Annotated in this window: 17 protein-coding genes; 6 read left to right on the top strand and 11 right to left on the bottom strand. The window is 33.1% G+C overall.

What is annotated here, in order from left to right:
• Positions 1-193: 193 nt before the first annotated feature.
• On the bottom strand, positions 194-943 hold the full coding sequence (locus H2O64_RS16200) for a sulfite exporter TauE/SafE family protein (protein ID WP_187563262.1): 750 nt from the start codon (positions 941-943) through the stop codon (positions 194-196).
• Between the two features lie 174 nt (positions 944-1,117).
• Here H2O64_RS16200 and H2O64_RS16195 point away from each other — a divergent pair, with 174 nt between their 5' ends.
• The gene (locus H2O64_RS16195) at positions 1,118-2,305 is read left to right on the top strand and encodes a hypothetical protein (protein ID WP_187563261.1); all 1,188 of its coding nucleotides are present in this window, start codon (positions 1,118-1,120) and stop codon (positions 2,303-2,305) included.
• Between the two features lie 116 nt (positions 2,306-2,421).
• Here H2O64_RS16195 and H2O64_RS16190 read toward each other — a convergent pair whose 3' ends face one another.
• From H2O64_RS16190 to ytxJ, 4 genes are all read right to left on the bottom strand, one after another.
• Positions 2,422-2,619 (bottom strand): class I lanthipeptide, encoded by a 198-nt coding sequence (locus tag H2O64_RS16190; RefSeq protein ID WP_262890649.1) that lies wholly within the window; start codon positions 2,617-2,619, stop codon positions 2,422-2,424.
• Positions 2,620-2,690: 71 nt separating this feature from the next.
• Positions 2,691-2,888, bottom strand: coding sequence for a hypothetical protein (locus H2O64_RS16185; protein ID WP_187563259.1), 198 nt, complete (start codon positions 2,886-2,888; stop codon positions 2,691-2,693).
• 150 nt (positions 2,889-3,038) lie between these two features.
• A complete protein-coding gene (locus tag H2O64_RS16180) occupies positions 3,039-4,160 on the bottom strand; it encodes a helix-turn-helix domain-containing protein (RefSeq protein ID WP_187563258.1) in 1,122 nt (373 codons plus the stop codon).
• A 124-nt stretch (positions 4,161-4,284) separates the two neighbouring features.
• The gene (ytxJ, locus tag H2O64_RS16175; protein ID WP_187563257.1) at positions 4,285-4,680 is read right to left on the bottom strand and encodes a bacillithiol system redox-active protein YtxJ; all 396 of its coding nucleotides are present in this window, start codon (positions 4,678-4,680) and stop codon (positions 4,285-4,287) included.
• A gap of 174 nt (positions 4,681-4,854) precedes the next feature.
• On the opposite strand from ytxJ, the gene clpB reads away from it, so the two are divergent.
• Positions 4,855-7,458 carry an ATP-dependent chaperone ClpB gene (clpB, locus tag H2O64_RS16170; RefSeq protein ID WP_187563256.1) on the top strand — a complete coding sequence of 868 codons (2,604 nt, stop codon included), beginning with the start codon at positions 4,855-4,857 and terminating at the stop codon, positions 7,456-7,458.
• 167 nt (positions 7,459-7,625) lie between these two features.
• Here clpB and H2O64_RS16165 read toward each other — a convergent pair whose 3' ends face one another.
• Positions 7,626-9,689, bottom strand: a complete 2,064-nt coding sequence (locus H2O64_RS16165) for a hypothetical protein (RefSeq protein WP_187563255.1) — start codon at positions 9,687-9,689, stop codon at positions 7,626-7,628.
• A gap of 71 nt (positions 9,690-9,760) precedes the next feature.
• Between H2O64_RS16165 and H2O64_RS16160 the strand changes: the two genes are divergently transcribed.
• Complete coding sequence (locus H2O64_RS16160; protein WP_187563254.1) at positions 9,761-9,934, top strand: hypothetical protein; 174 nt, start codon at positions 9,761-9,763, stop codon at positions 9,932-9,934.
• Positions 9,935-10,168: 234 nt separating this feature from the next.
• Here the strand turns inward: H2O64_RS16160 and H2O64_RS16155 are convergent, their stop codons facing one another.
• Positions 10,169-10,387, bottom strand: a complete 219-nt coding sequence (locus H2O64_RS16155; RefSeq protein WP_187563253.1) for a hypothetical protein — start codon at positions 10,385-10,387, stop codon at positions 10,169-10,171.
• A 202-nt stretch (positions 10,388-10,589) separates the two neighbouring features.
• On the opposite strand from H2O64_RS16155, the gene H2O64_RS16150 reads away from it, so the two are divergent.
• Complete coding sequence (locus tag H2O64_RS16150; protein ID WP_187563252.1) at positions 10,590-11,162, top strand: hypothetical protein; 573 nt, start codon at positions 10,590-10,592, stop codon at positions 11,160-11,162.
• Positions 11,163-11,364: 202 nt separating this feature from the next.
• Here H2O64_RS16150 and H2O64_RS16145 read toward each other — a convergent pair whose 3' ends face one another.
• Positions 11,365-12,201, bottom strand: coding sequence for a CPBP family intramembrane glutamic endopeptidase (locus H2O64_RS16145; RefSeq protein WP_187563251.1), 837 nt, complete (start codon positions 12,199-12,201; stop codon positions 11,365-11,367).
• A 12-nt stretch (positions 12,202-12,213) separates the two neighbouring features.
• The gene (locus H2O64_RS16140) at positions 12,214-12,573 is read right to left on the bottom strand and encodes a cupin domain-containing protein (protein WP_187563250.1); all 360 of its coding nucleotides are present in this window, start codon (positions 12,571-12,573) and stop codon (positions 12,214-12,216) included.
• Between the two features lie 140 nt (positions 12,574-12,713).
• Here H2O64_RS16140 and H2O64_RS16135 point away from each other — a divergent pair, with 140 nt between their 5' ends.
• Positions 12,714-13,049: a winged helix-turn-helix transcriptional regulator gene (locus tag H2O64_RS16135; RefSeq protein WP_187563249.1), complete on the top strand. Its 336-nt coding sequence runs from the start codon at positions 12,714-12,716 to the stop codon at positions 13,047-13,049.
• An 87-nt stretch (positions 13,050-13,136) separates the two neighbouring features.
• Here H2O64_RS16135 and mqo read toward each other — a convergent pair whose 3' ends face one another.
• Both mqo and H2O64_RS16125 read right to left on the bottom strand, forming a co-directional pair.
• A complete protein-coding gene (mqo, locus tag H2O64_RS16130; RefSeq protein WP_187563248.1) occupies positions 13,137-14,630 on the bottom strand; it encodes a malate dehydrogenase (quinone) in 1,494 nt (497 codons plus the stop codon).
• A 265-nt stretch (positions 14,631-14,895) separates the two neighbouring features.
• Entirely contained in the window at positions 14,896-15,084 is a 189-nt protein-coding gene (locus H2O64_RS16125; protein ID WP_187563247.1) for a hypothetical protein, read from the bottom strand.
• 143 nt (positions 15,085-15,227) lie between these two features.
• On the opposite strand from H2O64_RS16125, the gene H2O64_RS16120 reads away from it, so the two are divergent.
• Complete coding sequence (locus H2O64_RS16120) at positions 15,228-15,824, top strand: TetR/AcrR family transcriptional regulator (protein ID WP_187563246.1); 597 nt, start codon at positions 15,228-15,230, stop codon at positions 15,822-15,824.
• The last annotated feature ends 16 nt before the right edge of the window (positions 15,825-15,840 follow it).

The raw sequence follows: 15,840 nt of genomic DNA, 5'->3' as shown, positions 1-15,840 counted from the left end.
TCCCGATCATAGTTAACTAATTAATAAACAGTACATTAGTTAATATTTTGTTAATCTAAAATACTGAAAATCAAATAGTAAGATTCAAACTCAGCTAATTCGTTATATAGGCTTCGCTAAAATGATATGATATGATTTATATTTTTTTGTAGAAAAGATTATTTCTTGATGAGAAGTAGTTTTGAAAACAATATCAAACTAAATAAATAACAGCAATGGAGAGTAAGATAACGCCATACACTAAGGTGAATGCTTTTCCTGAAATTTTGCTTCCCATTTTGGCTCCGAAGAAGTTTGAGATAAAGTAGGTTCCAAAAAGAATTCCAACCAATTGCCAGTCAACAGGATTTTCAAAGTTGTATTTTATAAACGCTCCATAACTCACAGGCGGAATTAAAATTGCCAAACTTAACGAGCGCGCATATTCTTTTTTTAGTTTAAAAATACCTATTAATATTGGTACCATTAACACACCAGCTCCAATTCCGAACATACCGCCTAAAATTCCTGTGAAAGCTGCCAATATCAAAATCCAATAAGGAGAAATAAATTCTTTATCTGATGCTTTTGCATTCTTCCTTAAATACGATCGAAATTGCATCAACGCAATGATTACCAATAGAACAGCGAAGTAATATTTTAAATCAGTTTCTCCAATGTAAAAGGCAAAAACGGCCCCAAAATACGAACATATACAATATGCAATGACGCCAATAGCAATATTGAGCCATTGCTTTTTTACATATTCATACATTGATAAAACACCTAGAAGGCTCATGGGCCCTAACATCATGGTGAGCACATTTCCTTGCGCTACCAATTGCGACATTCCACAATACAGTACTAGAAAAGAAACTAAAAATGGGCCGCCTCCAATTCCTGCAAATCCGCCAATATAGCCAACAGCAAGTCCTAAGAGTACATAAATAATTGGGTCACACATGGCGCGAAGTTAAGATTCTACAATATCTTTACACACTATTTCTAAAAAATTTAATGATTCATGAATTAATGCCATTATAAATGCATAGATTTTAGTGTAATTATTAAAAAAATATAATATTTACAAAGTTTGGTCTCTAAATTGCTTACACCTAACAAACCTAAAGAATTACGTATGAAAAAAATACTACTTTTAATGACCGCATTTTTATTCTTAATCGCTTGTGGTGGTGTTAAAAAGACACAAGAAGCATTGAATACAGGGAATTATGATTCCGTGATTCAGGATGCTGTTAATCAACTTAAAAAGAATAAAACAAGTAAAAGAAAACAGCAATATGTTATTTTATTACAAGAAGCGTATGCGAAGGCTTTGGATAGAGATTTGTCTACAATTAAGTTTTTAAAAGCGGATGGAAATCCTGAAAAGTTAGAGGATATTTATAATACGTATCTTGCTATAAGCGATCGACAAGAAACGATCAAGCCATTACTTCCATTGCCTATTTTAGAAAAAGGTATCAATGCGAAATTCAGGATTCAAGATTATTCATCTGAAATTATTAATACAAAAAATCAGTTGTCTGAACATTTATATGCAAATGCAAAATCATTGTTAAGTACTACAAAACAAAAAAATGAATATAGAAAAGTATATGATGATTTCAGGTATATAGATAAAATATCACCAAATTATAAAGACACGCGTCGCTTAATGGAAGAAGCGCATGTAAAAGGAACTGATTTTGTATTAGTTACTTTAAGCAATAGTACCGATAAAGTAATTCCGCAACGCTTAGAAGATGATTTACTCAACTTTAACACCTATGGATTAAATGATTTATGGACTGTATATCATGGAAATGAAATCCCTCAAATACAATATGACTTTGGCTTAATTCTCGATTTGAGAGAAATCAATATTTCTCCTGAACAAATAAGAGAAAAACAAATCATTAAAGAAAAACAGATAAAAGATGGATGGGAATATGCAACAGACGACAGCGGAACAATTTTAAGAGATAGCTTGGGAACTAAAATCAAGGTAGATAAATATAAAAACGTTCGTTGCGAGCTGTATGAATTTACACAGTTTAAAACGACTAGAGTTGCTGGGCAAGTAAAGTATATAAATTATAAGTCAAAGCAACTTATTGAAGCGTTTCCAATAAGTAGTGAATTTGCTTTTGAGCATATTTACGCAAATTTTGATGGCGATCGTAGAGCGCTAGATCAACGATATATAAACATTACAAATGTTAGAGCAGTTCCTTTTCCTAGCAATGAACAAATGGTATATGATACTGGAGAAGATTTGAAAGCAAAATTAAAATCCATTATCACCAGGAATAAATTCAGATAACAATACTAAATATTCTTAAAAAAAACAACTTCAAACCGAAGTCTGAAGTTGCTGAAAAAAGTATTAGAATTAATTAAAATTAGTATGTAATCATTTTTATGATTATAACCATTTCATTACACCGGACATGTACGGAAGGTTTCCGTAAACGTACACGAACGATAGGTAACTAAACATAAAATAGGAATAAAAGTTGGACATAAATGTGGAACTGCTGATGCTCCACCTTTTATAGCTTTGATCTCTTTATCCGCAAGACTTGCTATGCTGGATTTACTCAATTTTAAGGACTTTGTTATATTTTTTTTCTTCATAATAATTTACTTTTAAATTTTGAATCTTGCCTACTCTATCCGTTTTTCGGCTTACACTTTCGTCACATTGCTTAACATGTAGTATATGGACATTGATTACAATTGGTATATGCTAATGTTATACAACCTTGCGTACAACCTTCCGTTTCACAATTCAATCTGTCTTCTGATTCTGGTTGAAAAGTTCCTGTTCCTCCTTTTACACTGTCAACGTTTAAGTTAGAAACAATAAACTTTTTTAACCCTAATTTAATTTCTTGTTTTTTCATGATATAATATTTAATACTTTGCCTACTCTATCAGTTTTTCGGCTTCCACTTTTCAAAACAAATGGCCGTTTATTTCTATCCTAAAGGAACTGAGAAAAATGTATAAAAAAATCCTAACCGATAAAGGTTTACAAAATCAAATGAAGAATATTACAAAGCTTTTTTGTTTTTGTTTCTGTATGATTTAGGCGAAATCCCTGTCTTTTTCTTAAATGCGTTGTAAAAAGAAGTTCGATTATTAAATCCTGCCGCATATATAATCTGATTGATGTTTAATTTGCTTTTTTCATCCTTCAACAGCTTGATAGCTTCGTCAATCCGATAGTTATTGACAAATTCGAAGAAATTTACCTTAAAAGACTCATTGATTAACTGCGAAGTATGATGCCGCGATAAGTTCAATTCATCCGATAACACATCTAGCGTAAGCGAATTATCTAAAAATAATTTATCGGCTTCCATCAAAGAAACCAACTTATCTTTCATTTCCGTTGCTAGTGAAGATGACAAGCCATTATTTTGATATTTTACAAACGGAAACGAAATCGTGCCCGAAAATATATTTGGCTGCATAAAACTAAAATATGTGACAATTCCGATAAAAAATGTAATTCCATAACCAATTAAATAATCATTAGAAATAGTCAATAATCGAAAATAAATCAACAGGAAATACGCGAAAAATATAAGTGTGTATCCTGTAAAACAGATCCATAACGACTTTACCCATAAACGTTGTGGATATGGTACATTGTCTTTATCTTTTTTGTACAAACCGTAAATTTTAATCACATACAAAAACATCAATAATGTAACGGTAAACACCATATAATATCTTGGAATCGGCCACCAATTGACATAATCAGCATAATTACCAGTTTCAACAAGTTCTAATTTAATACTATATGGTAAGAAGTAAAAGCGTCCAAATACGGCAAAAATCCAAACAATTGGAATTGCATGTTGTAAATCGCGCCAAGTAAAAGGAGTTCGATTCAGTACACGTTTAATGTAGATATACAGTAACGGACCGTACGAAACCCAAGGAATAAAGTTGGTAAATGATAAATGTTCTACGAAAGAACCTTGATAATTAGACCAATACGCACAATTAAAAATTTGATTGTACGCAAATAATAATAAGAAAACGCCAAAGATGCAATTGGCAATTCGATCACCTTTTCGTTTTAAAAAAAATAAAATTCCGAGTACGAAGGATTGTATGGCAAATGCAAAAAATAGCATTATCCATAGATTAATGGTAGTTTCCATGAGCAGTTAATTTTAAGAACGTTTTTTGATTGATTGAATGATGATAGTTTCAAGATACAAACAAGAAAGTAAAATCTGTCTTAAAAAATTCTTAATTCTTATGCTTACATGGAAAAATAATACGTTAAATGTACTGTTCTAAAGAAAGAGCATTAATTTGACTGTGTGAAGCATGCGCAACTGTAACACCATTTTTTAGCACAACTAATTGTGGACTTTCATGCCATACTTGGAATTTTGCTGCGATTTCTTCCGAAATTGGGCGGTAATTCAATAAATCTAAATAATAAACTTTCATTTGATTTTCTTCCAAATCATACGAACTTTCAAACTGCTTAATCACCATTCTACTAATTCCGCAACGCGTACTATGCTTAAAAATAGCAACAGGTTGTGTTTTTGATTCTTCCACAATAGTGTCTAACTGATCAACGTTTGTAAGTGGCGTCCATTGCAATTTTGAAGGCTCTGGAGTTTCAGAAGCATCAGAACTTCCGAACATTTTATTGAATATTCCCATAGGTAAGTTGTAAATTTAATCAGTGAGTCGAAAAGCTTTTAAAAAACTTTCAAACTTTTTAAATGCTCAAATGCCAAAATGTCTTGTAAACACACGCTTTAACCGACATTTTGTCTCTTATTCACAATTGGAATAAGAATTGTAAAATTATAGAAAAACACATAACATACAGCTATGAATTTTAATAATTATACTATAAAATCACAAGAAGCTGTGCAACAAGCGCAGCAACTTACGCAAACATACGGACATCAACAAATTGAAAATGAACACCTTTTTAAAGGAATCATGGAAGTTGATGACAATGTTTTGCCCTTTCTACTTAAAAAACTAGATGTAAATGTTTCTTTATTAGAACAAATTCTAGAAAGTACACTGACAAGTTTTTCTAAAGTAAGTGGCGGAAATATCATGCTTTCGCCTGCGGCTGGAAAAACCTTGACAGACGCAAGTATTATTGCAAAAGATATGGGCGATGAATTCGTTTCAACGTCACATTTAGTCTTGGCAATCTTCAAATCGAAAAGTAAAATATCGCAAATCTTAAAAGATCAAGGTGTTACTGAAAAAGGCTTACAAAGTGCGATTCAAGAATTGCGCAAAGGCGAACGCGTTACATCTGCGAATGCAGAAGAAACATACAATTCGCTAAATAAATACGCCAACAACTTAAATCAATTAGCAAATGATGGAAAACTCGATCCTGTTATTGGTAGAGATGAAGAAATCCGTAGAGTATTGCAAATTCTTTCACGTAGAACGAAAAACAATCCAATCTTAGTCGGTGAACCTGGTGTTGGTAAAACCGCTATTGCGGAAGGTTTAGCACACCGAATCATTCAAGGTGATGTTCCCGAAAACTTAAAAGACAAACAAATATTTTCGCTCGATATGGGCGCATTAATCGCAGGTGCAAAATTTAAAGGAGAATTTGAAGAACGTTTAAAAGCGGTTATCAAAGAAGTCACTTCGGCAGATGGCGATATTGTATTATTCATTGACGAAATTCACACTTTAGTTGGTGCTGGTGGCGGACAAGGCGCGATGGACGCAGCAAACATTCTAAAACCTGCATTGGCACGTGGCGAACTCAGAGCAATTGGTGCAACGACTTTAGATGAATATCAAAAATACTTTGAAAAAGACAAAGCCTTAGAACGTCGTTTCCAGAAAATTATGGTGAACGAACCTGATACAGAAAGTGCGATTTCTATTCTGAGAGGAATCAAAGAAAAATACGAAACACATCACAAAGTTCGAATCAAAGATGAAGCAATTATTGCAGCAGTAGAATTATCGCAACGCTACATTACAAATCGTTTCTTGCCAGATAAAGCAATTGATTTAATTGACGAAGCAGCTTCTAAATTACGCATGGAAATTAATTCAAAACCAGAAAACTTAGATGTTTTGGACAGACGCATCATGCAGTTGGAAATTGAAATTGAAGCTATTAAGCGTGAAAAAGATGAAACAAAACTAAAGTCTTTAAACGCAGAATTGGCAAATCTTAAAGAAGAACGTAACGAAATTTTCGCAAAGTGGCAGACAGAAAAAGATGTTGTTGATAAAGTGCAAGCGACAAAAGAAGCCATTGAGAACTATCGCGCGGAAGCGGAACGAGCAGAACGTGAAGGAAACTATGGAAAAGTTGCCGAATTGCGCTACGGAAAAATAAAAGAAGCGCAAGAACAGTTAGATAATTTACAGCAAGAATTGTCTTTATATAAAGAAACTGCGCTGATTAAAGAAGAAGTAACGAATGAGGATATTGCGGAAGTTGTGGCGAAATGGACAGGAATTCCTGTGACAAAAATGCTGCAAAGTGAACGTGAAAAGTTATTACAACTCGAAGCAGAATTGCACAAACGTGTCGTTGGACAAGAAGAAGCAATTATTGCCGTTTCGGATGCGGTTCGTAGAAGTCGCGCCGGATTGCAAGACGCAAATCGTCCAATTGGTTCCTTCCTTTTCTTAGGAACTACCGGAGTTGGTAAGACAGAATTGGCAAAAGCACTTGCGGCCTATTTGTTCGATGATGAAAGCGCAATGACCCGAATTGACATGAGCGAATACCAAGAATCACATTCGGTAAGTAGATTGGTGGGTGCGCCTCCAGGATACGTTGGCTATGATGAAGGCGGACAATTAACGGAAGCTGTGCGTAGAAAACCATATTCTGTGGTATTGCTTGATGAAATTGAGAAAGCGCATCCTGATACGTTTAATGTGCTGTTACAAGTGTTAGATGAAGGACGTTTGACAGATAATAAAGGTAGAGTTGCCGATTTTAAGAATGCAATCATTATCATGACTTCAAATATGGGAAGTCATATTATTGAAGAAAAATTCAAAGCGGTAAAAGACATTGATACAGCGATGGAAGTGGCAAAAGTGGAAGTTTTAGGTTTATTAAAACAAACCGTTCGACCAGAATTTTTAAATCGAATTGATGATATTGTTATGTTTACACCATTATCACAAGAAAATATTAAAGAAATTGTTCGCTTACAGTTAAAAGGCGTGACAAAAATGTTGGCAAAACAGCAAATTACCTTGGATGCAACCGAAGAAGCAATTGCATACTTAGCGCAACAAGGATTCGATCCGCAGTTTGGTGCGCGACCAGTAAAACGCGTGATTCAGCGAAAAGTACTGAATGAACTTTCCAAAGAAATTCTCAGCGGAAAAGTCACGGTAGATAGTATTATTTTGCTGGATGAGTTTAATGACAAACTCGTCTTTCGAAATCAAACCGATTTATTAGTAAATGCATAATTGAAATAACCTAAAGCTGTCTAGAAAGTCAAAGTTTCGTCAAACCGAACTTGATTCGGTTTCTCATAATCATTGAAAATCAGTGTAATGAGATTCTGAATCAAGTTCAGAATGAAGCTTTTTAAAACTTTTCAGACAGCCTCTTTTTTTTGCGCAAATTGTAACTATCAATGTGGCAAATATTCACAACCAGCGTTTCCATTTCCATCATTACAGGTGTTTTGCGAACCAAAACCATCATTGCAACCAACTGCATACCACCAATTATGTTTCGGCTTTTTTAATAGCCAAAAAGAAATGCGCTGTTTTCCATCTGCATCTAGCATAAATACTCTTAAAAAAGAAGATTCAGCACGCGCAGGAACTGCAATTTTCGCTTCCTTTCCAGCCAGAACTGTGATTTCTTTGCTTATTTCACCAGTTGCTAAATTCATCAAAAATCCGCCTTGATTTATAAAGATTAGCGTTTTATTTTTCCAATCGCACGAACCATTTGTTGTGTTGTAAACTGTTCCTGAAACCCAACCATCTGGTGCGACTTTAGGCGCTGTCGGTTTAAAATCTGAAGTGCTAGTTTCACTTTCGTTGACCGTTTCTACCAATGGATTTTCTTCTTGTGTAAAAGTTCCATCATCGTATACAAAATGTAATTTATTGAGTTGATTTGCTTGAATTTTAATGTTTTTCTTGATTTCTTTTTCCGAATTATATTTATAACTCAATTCAAGATCGAATGTTTCTGCCAGTAAATCTCGTCGTACCGTTTTAGCACTTGAAGTCATCGCATACGCGATTTCTTTATTTTCTTTATTCTTGAAACTATACCTGAATTCTTGCAGCTTTCCTTCTTTATCAACCACTTTTAATTCTATTCTTCCGTAAGGACTTAAAGTGACAATACTATCTTTCGTTGCTTTGATAGCAAGGTTTTTAAGTGTTGTTCCTTGACTTTGAATTCCATCGAATGTATGTCCATCATAAATTTCTATTGTATAAGAATCTGGATATAATTTTAGTATCGATGCTTTGCTACTTGTGGAACCTGTATATAAGTTTTTCTGATCAGATTCTCGAATGATTTCTATATACGTCGAACGCTTTTTCCCAAGCCCATCATTCACAATAAACTGAATGTTTCTAGCTATTTCATTACATTCTTCAATACCTTTCCAAGCACTTTTCAAATTAGGAGTCGTTTTCAATAGTATCGCTTTGTAATACATTAATGCGTTACCAAACTTGCGTTCGCCAATTTCTATCGCTTTTCTGGGCTTTCTTTTCGTGATTCCTTTACAACGTAGGTTCAAATCAAATACACCGTCATACCGAAGATTGATTTCTTTTCTGATATTGTCTAAAATATCTAACCGTTTTCTTTTTAAAATGTATTTATCGTAATGACCTGTTTGCACATCTTGGTTTGGTTTTAGTACTTTATCCAATTCTTTTATAGCGTCTCTCATTCCTTTTCGCTCATAATTAGAATAGATATTGAGCAATTGACCAACAGCCGCTGTGATTGCAAAACCTCTGGAAATTCGGGCTTTTTTAAGCTTTGAACCTGTTAAACTCGCGTCTACTTTGTTATATACCTCAACAGCTTGCACTAATAAATCCAATCCTGATTTTAATCCTGAATACAAATTAGCCCAATCATCTGAAGTTGCAGAAGAAAGAATATTTGCCTGACTATCCGTATTTACTTGCTTGTACAAGGCATTTATTTGCGACAACAAACCGTCTAAATCATTTAGTATTTGTAAAAATTTCTCGATTCCTTTTTTAGAAATATGATTTCCTGCTTTGAAAATTTGCGCACCAGAAGCTACATCTAATAAGAATGAAGAAGCACCAGCCCAAGCATCCTTAAAACGTAAATTTGTAATTAGTGCCCATTTTAAGTTTTCGTTTTTATACGTCTGATCTAAGTATAAAAACCATTGATTTTTAGATATATTTTTACTTGCGTCTAAGGCTAAATAATACTGCCGTACATCTTCTCGTAGATTGTATAAAGCATTGTAATAGGTGTTCATTTTTTCGCAATCGCCTTCTGAACAGCCTTCATTTACAAAAGGTGCTGTTTGCAAATTTGTGAGTAATACATTCAAATCTGCCGTAGAAATATAGAATCTAGCGTCTAAAGATGGCTTTTGAGATTCAGAAGGTTGCGCCGATATATAGTTGATTAAAAGTAAGCATGTAAAAAATGACAGGACACGTTTCTTCATGATTTTGAATATTATTTCTATTTGAAGATAGCAATAAATTCACCAATCAACTGATAATCAACATAAAACTATTGAAAAGACCAGTTATTGTACATAAAATACGTAAAACCAAAGAAGTATATAAATCGTTTTATATCAGTTTTGCTTTAAAATTACTCAATAAAAAGGCAGTTATTTTTTCTTTAGGGAAAAAAGAAAATTTAAGCATAGCCTTAGCTACGATTAAATTTTATTTTGAAGAATAAAGGAAAAAGCCCAAGTTTTTGTAAGTAATTTTAAAGTGAAAATGGTATTAGTAAAGATCAAAAAAAAGAGCAACTTTAAAAGCTGCTCTTTTCATTACTAACAAAGTATGGAACTATTTTCATAGTTCCTGAACTACAAGATTCACTATATAAACGCAGCTTGAAAGGCTTTATTTTACTGGGAAAAGTTAAAGTTGTGTGAATTGTCTTTAGTGAAATATTATGTTGAACTTTTTATTTATTACAAGCACAGGACCAATTAGCACAAGTCATTGTTTCATAAGTTGGTACAGTTTCACATCCGTTTGCTGAAGTATCATCAGGTCTTGGACAAAGTGGAATTATGTCACTAGGCTGACAACCACCAGAACCTCCTTTAATTTGATCTGTAAATTGTAGCGTTGAGATTGATTCTTTGTTAAAACTTAATAATTTAAGATTCTTTTTTTTCATAGTAAATGGTTTTAAAATTAATATTTAACCCAAAATAGTTGGAAAAAGAATAAACAAAAAATAATGCTGATCGTAATTTATAAATAAAGAGAGCTAAGTGTATCCATACGCTAGCGGAAGTTTGTAACTTGTGCCTATATACAAACTAAAAATAAGTCATTAGATTTTTTATCTTAATTACTATCCGTAAATTCTTCTCAATTTGAAAAAAATCATCTACATCGTATTTATCGTTTTTGCAGGTTGCAGTGTTTTCAATACATCAAAGAAAACAAGTAAAGCAAAAGATTCTATAGAAAAGAATGACAATTCAATACCATCAGAAATTGCCAAATTAAATGCAACAACTGATAGTTTGATTAAGATTTCTGATAAAATGGAATTCAGTACAAAATATATCACTACACGTATTATCGAAGGATCATTACAATTTTTTGATCGTTCACTTCTAGAAACTGGTTCAGGAGGATTTGTAACAAATATATATACGAATCAAAAAACGAACGAAGTCGTTAAAGCTGAATACTATCAAACAATCAATTATAAAGATACTACTAATGTAACTTCAGGGAGATTAGAAATTACCATCTACTATAAAAAAGAAAACGCATATTTTGCTATTTATAATAATAGGGAACGTGATAAAGAAAATGTGATATCTGATGAGAAATACTATTTTCAACTTAATAATACTGAAAAGCATACAAATGATTCTCAAAAGAAAACAATAAAATATATTTTAGGATTGAGTGAAGAAATTCTATCTGAAAAATAACATATGACCTACGCCTAACTTATCACCACAAACAAACTAAAAGTGCTTTTTTATTTCAACTATTTCTCGATACAAATTTGTTTCACAAATTCACTCGAAATGACGATTGGAAATACTAAACGTCAATTCGAGTGATTTTATATGAAGCAAAGCGAAATAGAAAATTGTATCGAGAATACTTCGAATATTCAGTTTTTTAAAATTAATCTGATGTAAGAGATTTCAACTTCCCTTTTTTCTTGCATACCCAATAAAGATATATGGCAAGTACTGTCATGAACAGTATAGAGAAAAAAGAATCTTCTAAGCCAAATTCAGAACCAATAAACAAGCTAGGTCCATTAAATTTACTAGCTAGCAACGCATTAAAATCAGTATCTCCAGAAAGTGGTGTTCCATATACTATTTGGGCAAAATTCCAGCTAAGATGAAAGAAAAATGGCAGCCAAAGTCGCTGCGTATACGTATACATAAGACTCAAAACAACACCAAGCATGAACACAAACCAAACCGACGTAATCGTAGCATTTTCATTACCATAATGAACTACGCCAAAAATCAACGCTTGAAGCAACGCGATGTTTGTTCCAAAACGTTCTTCTAAAATTCTATAAATAACGCCACGAAATACAAATTCTTCTAATAAAGCCGCAGCTATTAATAATGTTAATGGAAGTAAAATAACAGAAAATGCATTAAAACCATACGCTTCGTAATAACCCAATCCATACAAAATAAGTACGCATAATGAAATAAGTCCGAAACCAGTCAGTAAGCCAATTGAAGTGTCTTTCCCAAACTTGTTTAGTGCGAGTTCATACAGTTTTCTTTTCTCTAAATTTACATACAAAACATAGTAAATTATAATAATTAAAAAGCCAGATACTAATTGTTGAATTCCATCGCTGATTTCTTTAGAATCTATTATTAACTCAAGAATAGGTTGCGTTACAAACTCTTTTATAACGAATGTGCCAAAGACACAAGCTACAATACCTATTACAATTCTTGAAGCCCAATGTTGAATAATTTTTTTCATACTATATCGTGATTATATCCATTCAAATTTTGATACTGTTTGTTCGCACTTTTGATCTCCTGTATGTTTTGTGCCAGATGGTTCAAATAGTACTAACCAACATTCTTCCTGAGCTATCGGTTTATGTGTTATTCCTTTAGGAACAACAAATAATTCACCTTCATTAATTGTTTTTTCTGAGTTCTCAAAGCAGATTTTTAGTTTGCCTTTAATAACATAAAACAACTCATCTTCATGTTCATGACGATGCCAAATTAGCTCTCCTTTTACCTTGACTACTTTAACGTGTTGTCCATTTAATTCTGCTACAATTCGAGGATTCCAATAATCGTGAAACAAGTCATACTTCTCTTTTAGGTTAACTGCTTTCATTATAAATTTTTTAATACTTTAGTCCAAAAGTAGATTATAAGTATTATTTTAGCAAGTAGTTACTTAAAACTAACATAGTCTTTAAATAAGACTTATACTGAAAACGCTAACTTTATAATTAAATAAAAATTGAAAAAATAATGGACGAAGATCAAATAATGTATAATAATTGCCCCGTTGTATATTGTATGACTAAAATTGGAGGAAAGTGGAAACCCATCGTTTTATATCTAATTTCTAATAAACTAAATCGTTTTGGGAAGCTGCACAGAAGAATTCAAGGGATTAGCAAACAAATGTTAACGACGCAACTTCGGGAACTTGAAAGAGATGAAATTATCGTGAGAAAAATTTATGCGGAAATTCCCCCTAGAGTTGAATATTTTTTGACAGAAACAGGCGAATCACTTATGCCAATTATTCACAGCATGCAAAAGTGGGGAAAAGAGAATAAAGGCGAAAAGATAGAGGGTTAGATTTTTAGATGCGCTTATACGCTTTTTGATTTTTAGATTTGATACTTCGTGCATTTCGACTTCGTCCTGAAAACCGAGAACTGAGAACTAAACCAATCCCAAAGCCTTATTAGAAACTTCCAATTGCGCTTGAAACACTTCTTTTGTCAATTCCTGTTTCCAAAAAGGAACTAATTCTTTTAATAGTTTTTTTCCGTGATCGGAATGTACTTCTTCTGGAAAAGCAATTTCTAACACTTCTAACATAATTTGCACTGCCGTAGAAGCACCAGGCGAAGCGCCTAACAATGCGGTAATGCTTCCATCTTTGCTATGAATAACTTCAGTTCCAAATTGAAGCTTTCCGCCTTCAAATTCATCCTTTTTGATGATTTGCACACGTTGTCCAGCAACCATCAATTCCCAATCTTCATTTTTTGCATCTTTTACAAACTTTCGCAAATCGTCCATACGATCGTCATGAGACATGAGCACTTGTTCTACCAAATACTTTGTCAAAGGTAAATTGTGCCAAAATGCACCAAACATCGAAGGAATATTATCAAACTTAATCGATTTGAATAAATCCAACCGCGAACCTTCTTTTAAAAACTTCGGACTGAATCCTGCAAAAGGGCCAAACAACAATTCGCGCTTTCCATCAATATAACGTGTATCTAAATGTGGCGTAGACATTGGCGGATCGCCAACTCCAGCTTTGCTATATACTTTTCCTAAATGCTGTTGAATAATTTCTTCATTTTTACAAACGAGCCATTCGCCACTCACAGGAAAACCGCCGTAACCATCTTTTTCGTCAATCTCAACTTTCTGTAACAACAACAAACTTCCACCGCCAGCGCCAATAAATACATGTTTTGCATCTAAGTGCTGAACTTCATCAGTTTTTGTATTTTCAACTTTTACGGACCATTCTACTTCATCATCCGGATCAATATCTAATACATCCTGATTGCATTGTACTTTGGTATCGTATTCATTTTCTAAAATTTCAAACAGTTTTCGGGTTAAATTTCCATAATTCACGCCAGTTCCGCGTTCTATTTTTGTAGCGGCTAAGGTTTCATCTTCTCCTCTATCCTTCGCGATAAGCGGAAACCATTCCTTCATTTTTGAAACATCATTGGTAAATTCCATCGAATCAAACATAAAATGAGCTGTCAATGTTTCGTATCGTTTTTGCAAAAAAGCGGCGTTTTCTTCCCCAGTAACCCAACTATAATGCGGCATTTTCTGAATAAACGCGCCAGGATCTTTAATTAAATTCTTTTCGACTAAGTATGACCAAAATTGTTTTGAAATTTCAAACTGTTTACAAATTTTCAACGCTTTGCTAATATCAATCGAGCCGTCTCCATTTTCGGGTGTATAATTGAGTTCGCACAAAGCAGAATGTCCTGTTCCTGCATTATTCCAAGCTGCGGAACTTTCCAATGCAACTTTATCTAAGCGTTCTAAAATTAAGACTTTCAATGTTGGCTGTACCAATTTTACTAATAAAGCTAAAGAAGCGCTCATGATACCGCCGCCAACGCAAATAAGATCGTAATCCGTATTTACGTTTATCTTTTGAGAAGTCATATAATTTAATTTTTTCCTAAAGTAAAAAATCAAACTATAAAAAATAGCAAAAACGCAAACAAAAAAGATAGAAGTACATGCAAACACACACTTCTATCTTCGTTTAACTAACTCAAGATGTATGATTTGATTATAACAATTCTAGTGATGTTTCATTCGGATTAAAAAAACACCATGCTATAATCAAAAAGTAAATTTACTAATAATCAATTATTTACAAATACATAGAAACAATACTTTGACTACGTTTTAACAATAAAACATTTTATAGTCGTACAGGATCTACACATGTACATGTTTCTATTGGACAGGTACTCTGCTTTCCCAATGAATTATCAACAGTTGTTGGGTCATCACTTGCATTTCCAATTCCTCCATGAAGCTTTCTTAAATCTAGAGAAGCAATTATTTTCTTTCTCAAATTCAATTTTACAGTTAGATTTCTTTTTTTCATTATATGTTTTATTTTAAGTTAACATCCTAAATTTACTTATAATCAATTACTTATATATACACAGAAACAATACTTCCACTACGTTATAACTATAAAACATATTTTATACCGATCGGTATATTATTTTTAGTATATTTGTTCCCATGACCACAAAAGCCGAAAAAACAGCCACATATATCATTGAGACGGTTGCGCCTATTTTTAACAAGAATGGCTACGCAGCAACGAGCATTTCTGATCTCACCAAAGCGACAGGCTTGACAAAAGGTGCGATTTACGGCAACTTTGAAAACAAAGAGCAATTGGCTATTGCTGCGTTTAAATTCATGGTGAAAAGTTTGATGCAGGAAATTGTCAAGCACATGGAGCAAAGCGATTCGCCTATTGAAAAACTCTTGTTGATTTCAGATTTTTATCGAAACTATTATATGTATGCCAACAAAATGGGCGGTTGTCCAATTTTGAATATTGGCGTCGACGCGAACAATCAAAACTCACTATTACTCGAAAAAGTGCGCGTGATCATTCAACGAATTCAAGATCAATTGGCATCAATTATTGAAGATGGAATTGCCATTGGAGAAATTTCAACAAAAGTAAACGCCATGTATGCTGCCAAACGTATTGACACCATGATTCAAGGTGCAATTTTTATGGCATATACGATGGATGATGAATTTTATATCAAAGACACTATGGATCAAGTAGATAAAATGATCAACGAAGAATTAAGAGCATAAAACTATTTTTTTAATC

Origin of the sequence: Kordia aestuariivivens, assembly GCF_014397005.1 — a bacterium.
GTDB classification, from domain to species: Bacteria; Bacteroidota; Bacteroidia; order Flavobacteriales; family Flavobacteriaceae; genus Kordia; species Kordia aestuariivivens.
This window is presented reverse-complemented; position numbering and strand designations above follow the sequence as displayed.

What these genes read in the sequence shown, in the direction of transcription:
- H2O64_RS16200 (WP_187563262.1), bottom strand. Translation starts at nt 943, where the DNA reads ATGTGTGACCCAATTATTTATGTACTCTTAGGACTTGCTGTTGGCTAT.
- H2O64_RS16195 (WP_187563261.1), top strand. Translation starts at nt 1,118, where the DNA reads ATGAAAAAAATACTACTTTTAATGACCGCATTTTTATTCTTAATCGCT.
- H2O64_RS16190 (WP_262890649.1), bottom strand. Translation starts at nt 2,619, where the DNA reads ATGAAGAAAAAAAATATAACAAAGTCCTTAAAATTGAGTAAATCCAGC.
- H2O64_RS16185 (WP_187563259.1), bottom strand. Translation starts at nt 2,888, where the DNA reads ATGAAAAAACAAGAAATTAAATTAGGGTTAAAAAAGTTTATTGTTTCT.
- H2O64_RS16180 (WP_187563258.1), bottom strand. Translation starts at nt 4,160, where the DNA reads ATGGAAACTACCATTAATCTATGGATAATGCTATTTTTTGCATTTGCC.
- ytxJ (WP_187563257.1), bottom strand. Translation starts at nt 4,680, where the DNA reads ATGGGAATATTCAATAAAATGTTCGGAAGTTCTGATGCTTCTGAAACT.
- clpB (WP_187563256.1), top strand. Translation starts at nt 4,855, where the DNA reads ATGAATTTTAATAATTATACTATAAAATCACAAGAAGCTGTGCAACAA.
- H2O64_RS16165 (WP_187563255.1), bottom strand. Translation starts at nt 9,689, where the DNA reads ATGAAGAAACGTGTCCTGTCATTTTTTACATGCTTACTTTTAATCAAC.
- H2O64_RS16155 (WP_187563253.1), bottom strand. Translation starts at nt 10,387, where the DNA reads ATGAAAAAAAAGAATCTTAAATTATTAAGTTTTAACAAAGAATCAATC.
- H2O64_RS16145 (WP_187563251.1), bottom strand. Translation starts at nt 12,201, where the DNA reads ATGAAAAAAATTATTCAACATTGGGCTTCAAGAATTGTAATAGGTATT.
- H2O64_RS16140 (WP_187563250.1), bottom strand. Translation starts at nt 12,573, where the DNA reads ATGAAAGCAGTTAACCTAAAAGAGAAGTATGACTTGTTTCACGATTAT.
- H2O64_RS16135 (WP_187563249.1), top strand. Translation starts at nt 12,714, where the DNA reads ATGGACGAAGATCAAATAATGTATAATAATTGCCCCGTTGTATATTGT.
- mqo (WP_187563248.1), bottom strand. Translation starts at nt 14,630, where the DNA reads ATGACTTCTCAAAAGATAAACGTAAATACGGATTACGATCTTATTTGC.
- H2O64_RS16125 (WP_187563247.1), bottom strand. Translation starts at nt 15,084, where the DNA reads ATGAAAAAAAGAAATCTAACTGTAAAATTGAATTTGAGAAAGAAAATA.
- H2O64_RS16120 (WP_187563246.1), top strand. Translation starts at nt 15,228, where the DNA reads ATGACCACAAAAGCCGAAAAAACAGCCACATATATCATTGAGACGGTT.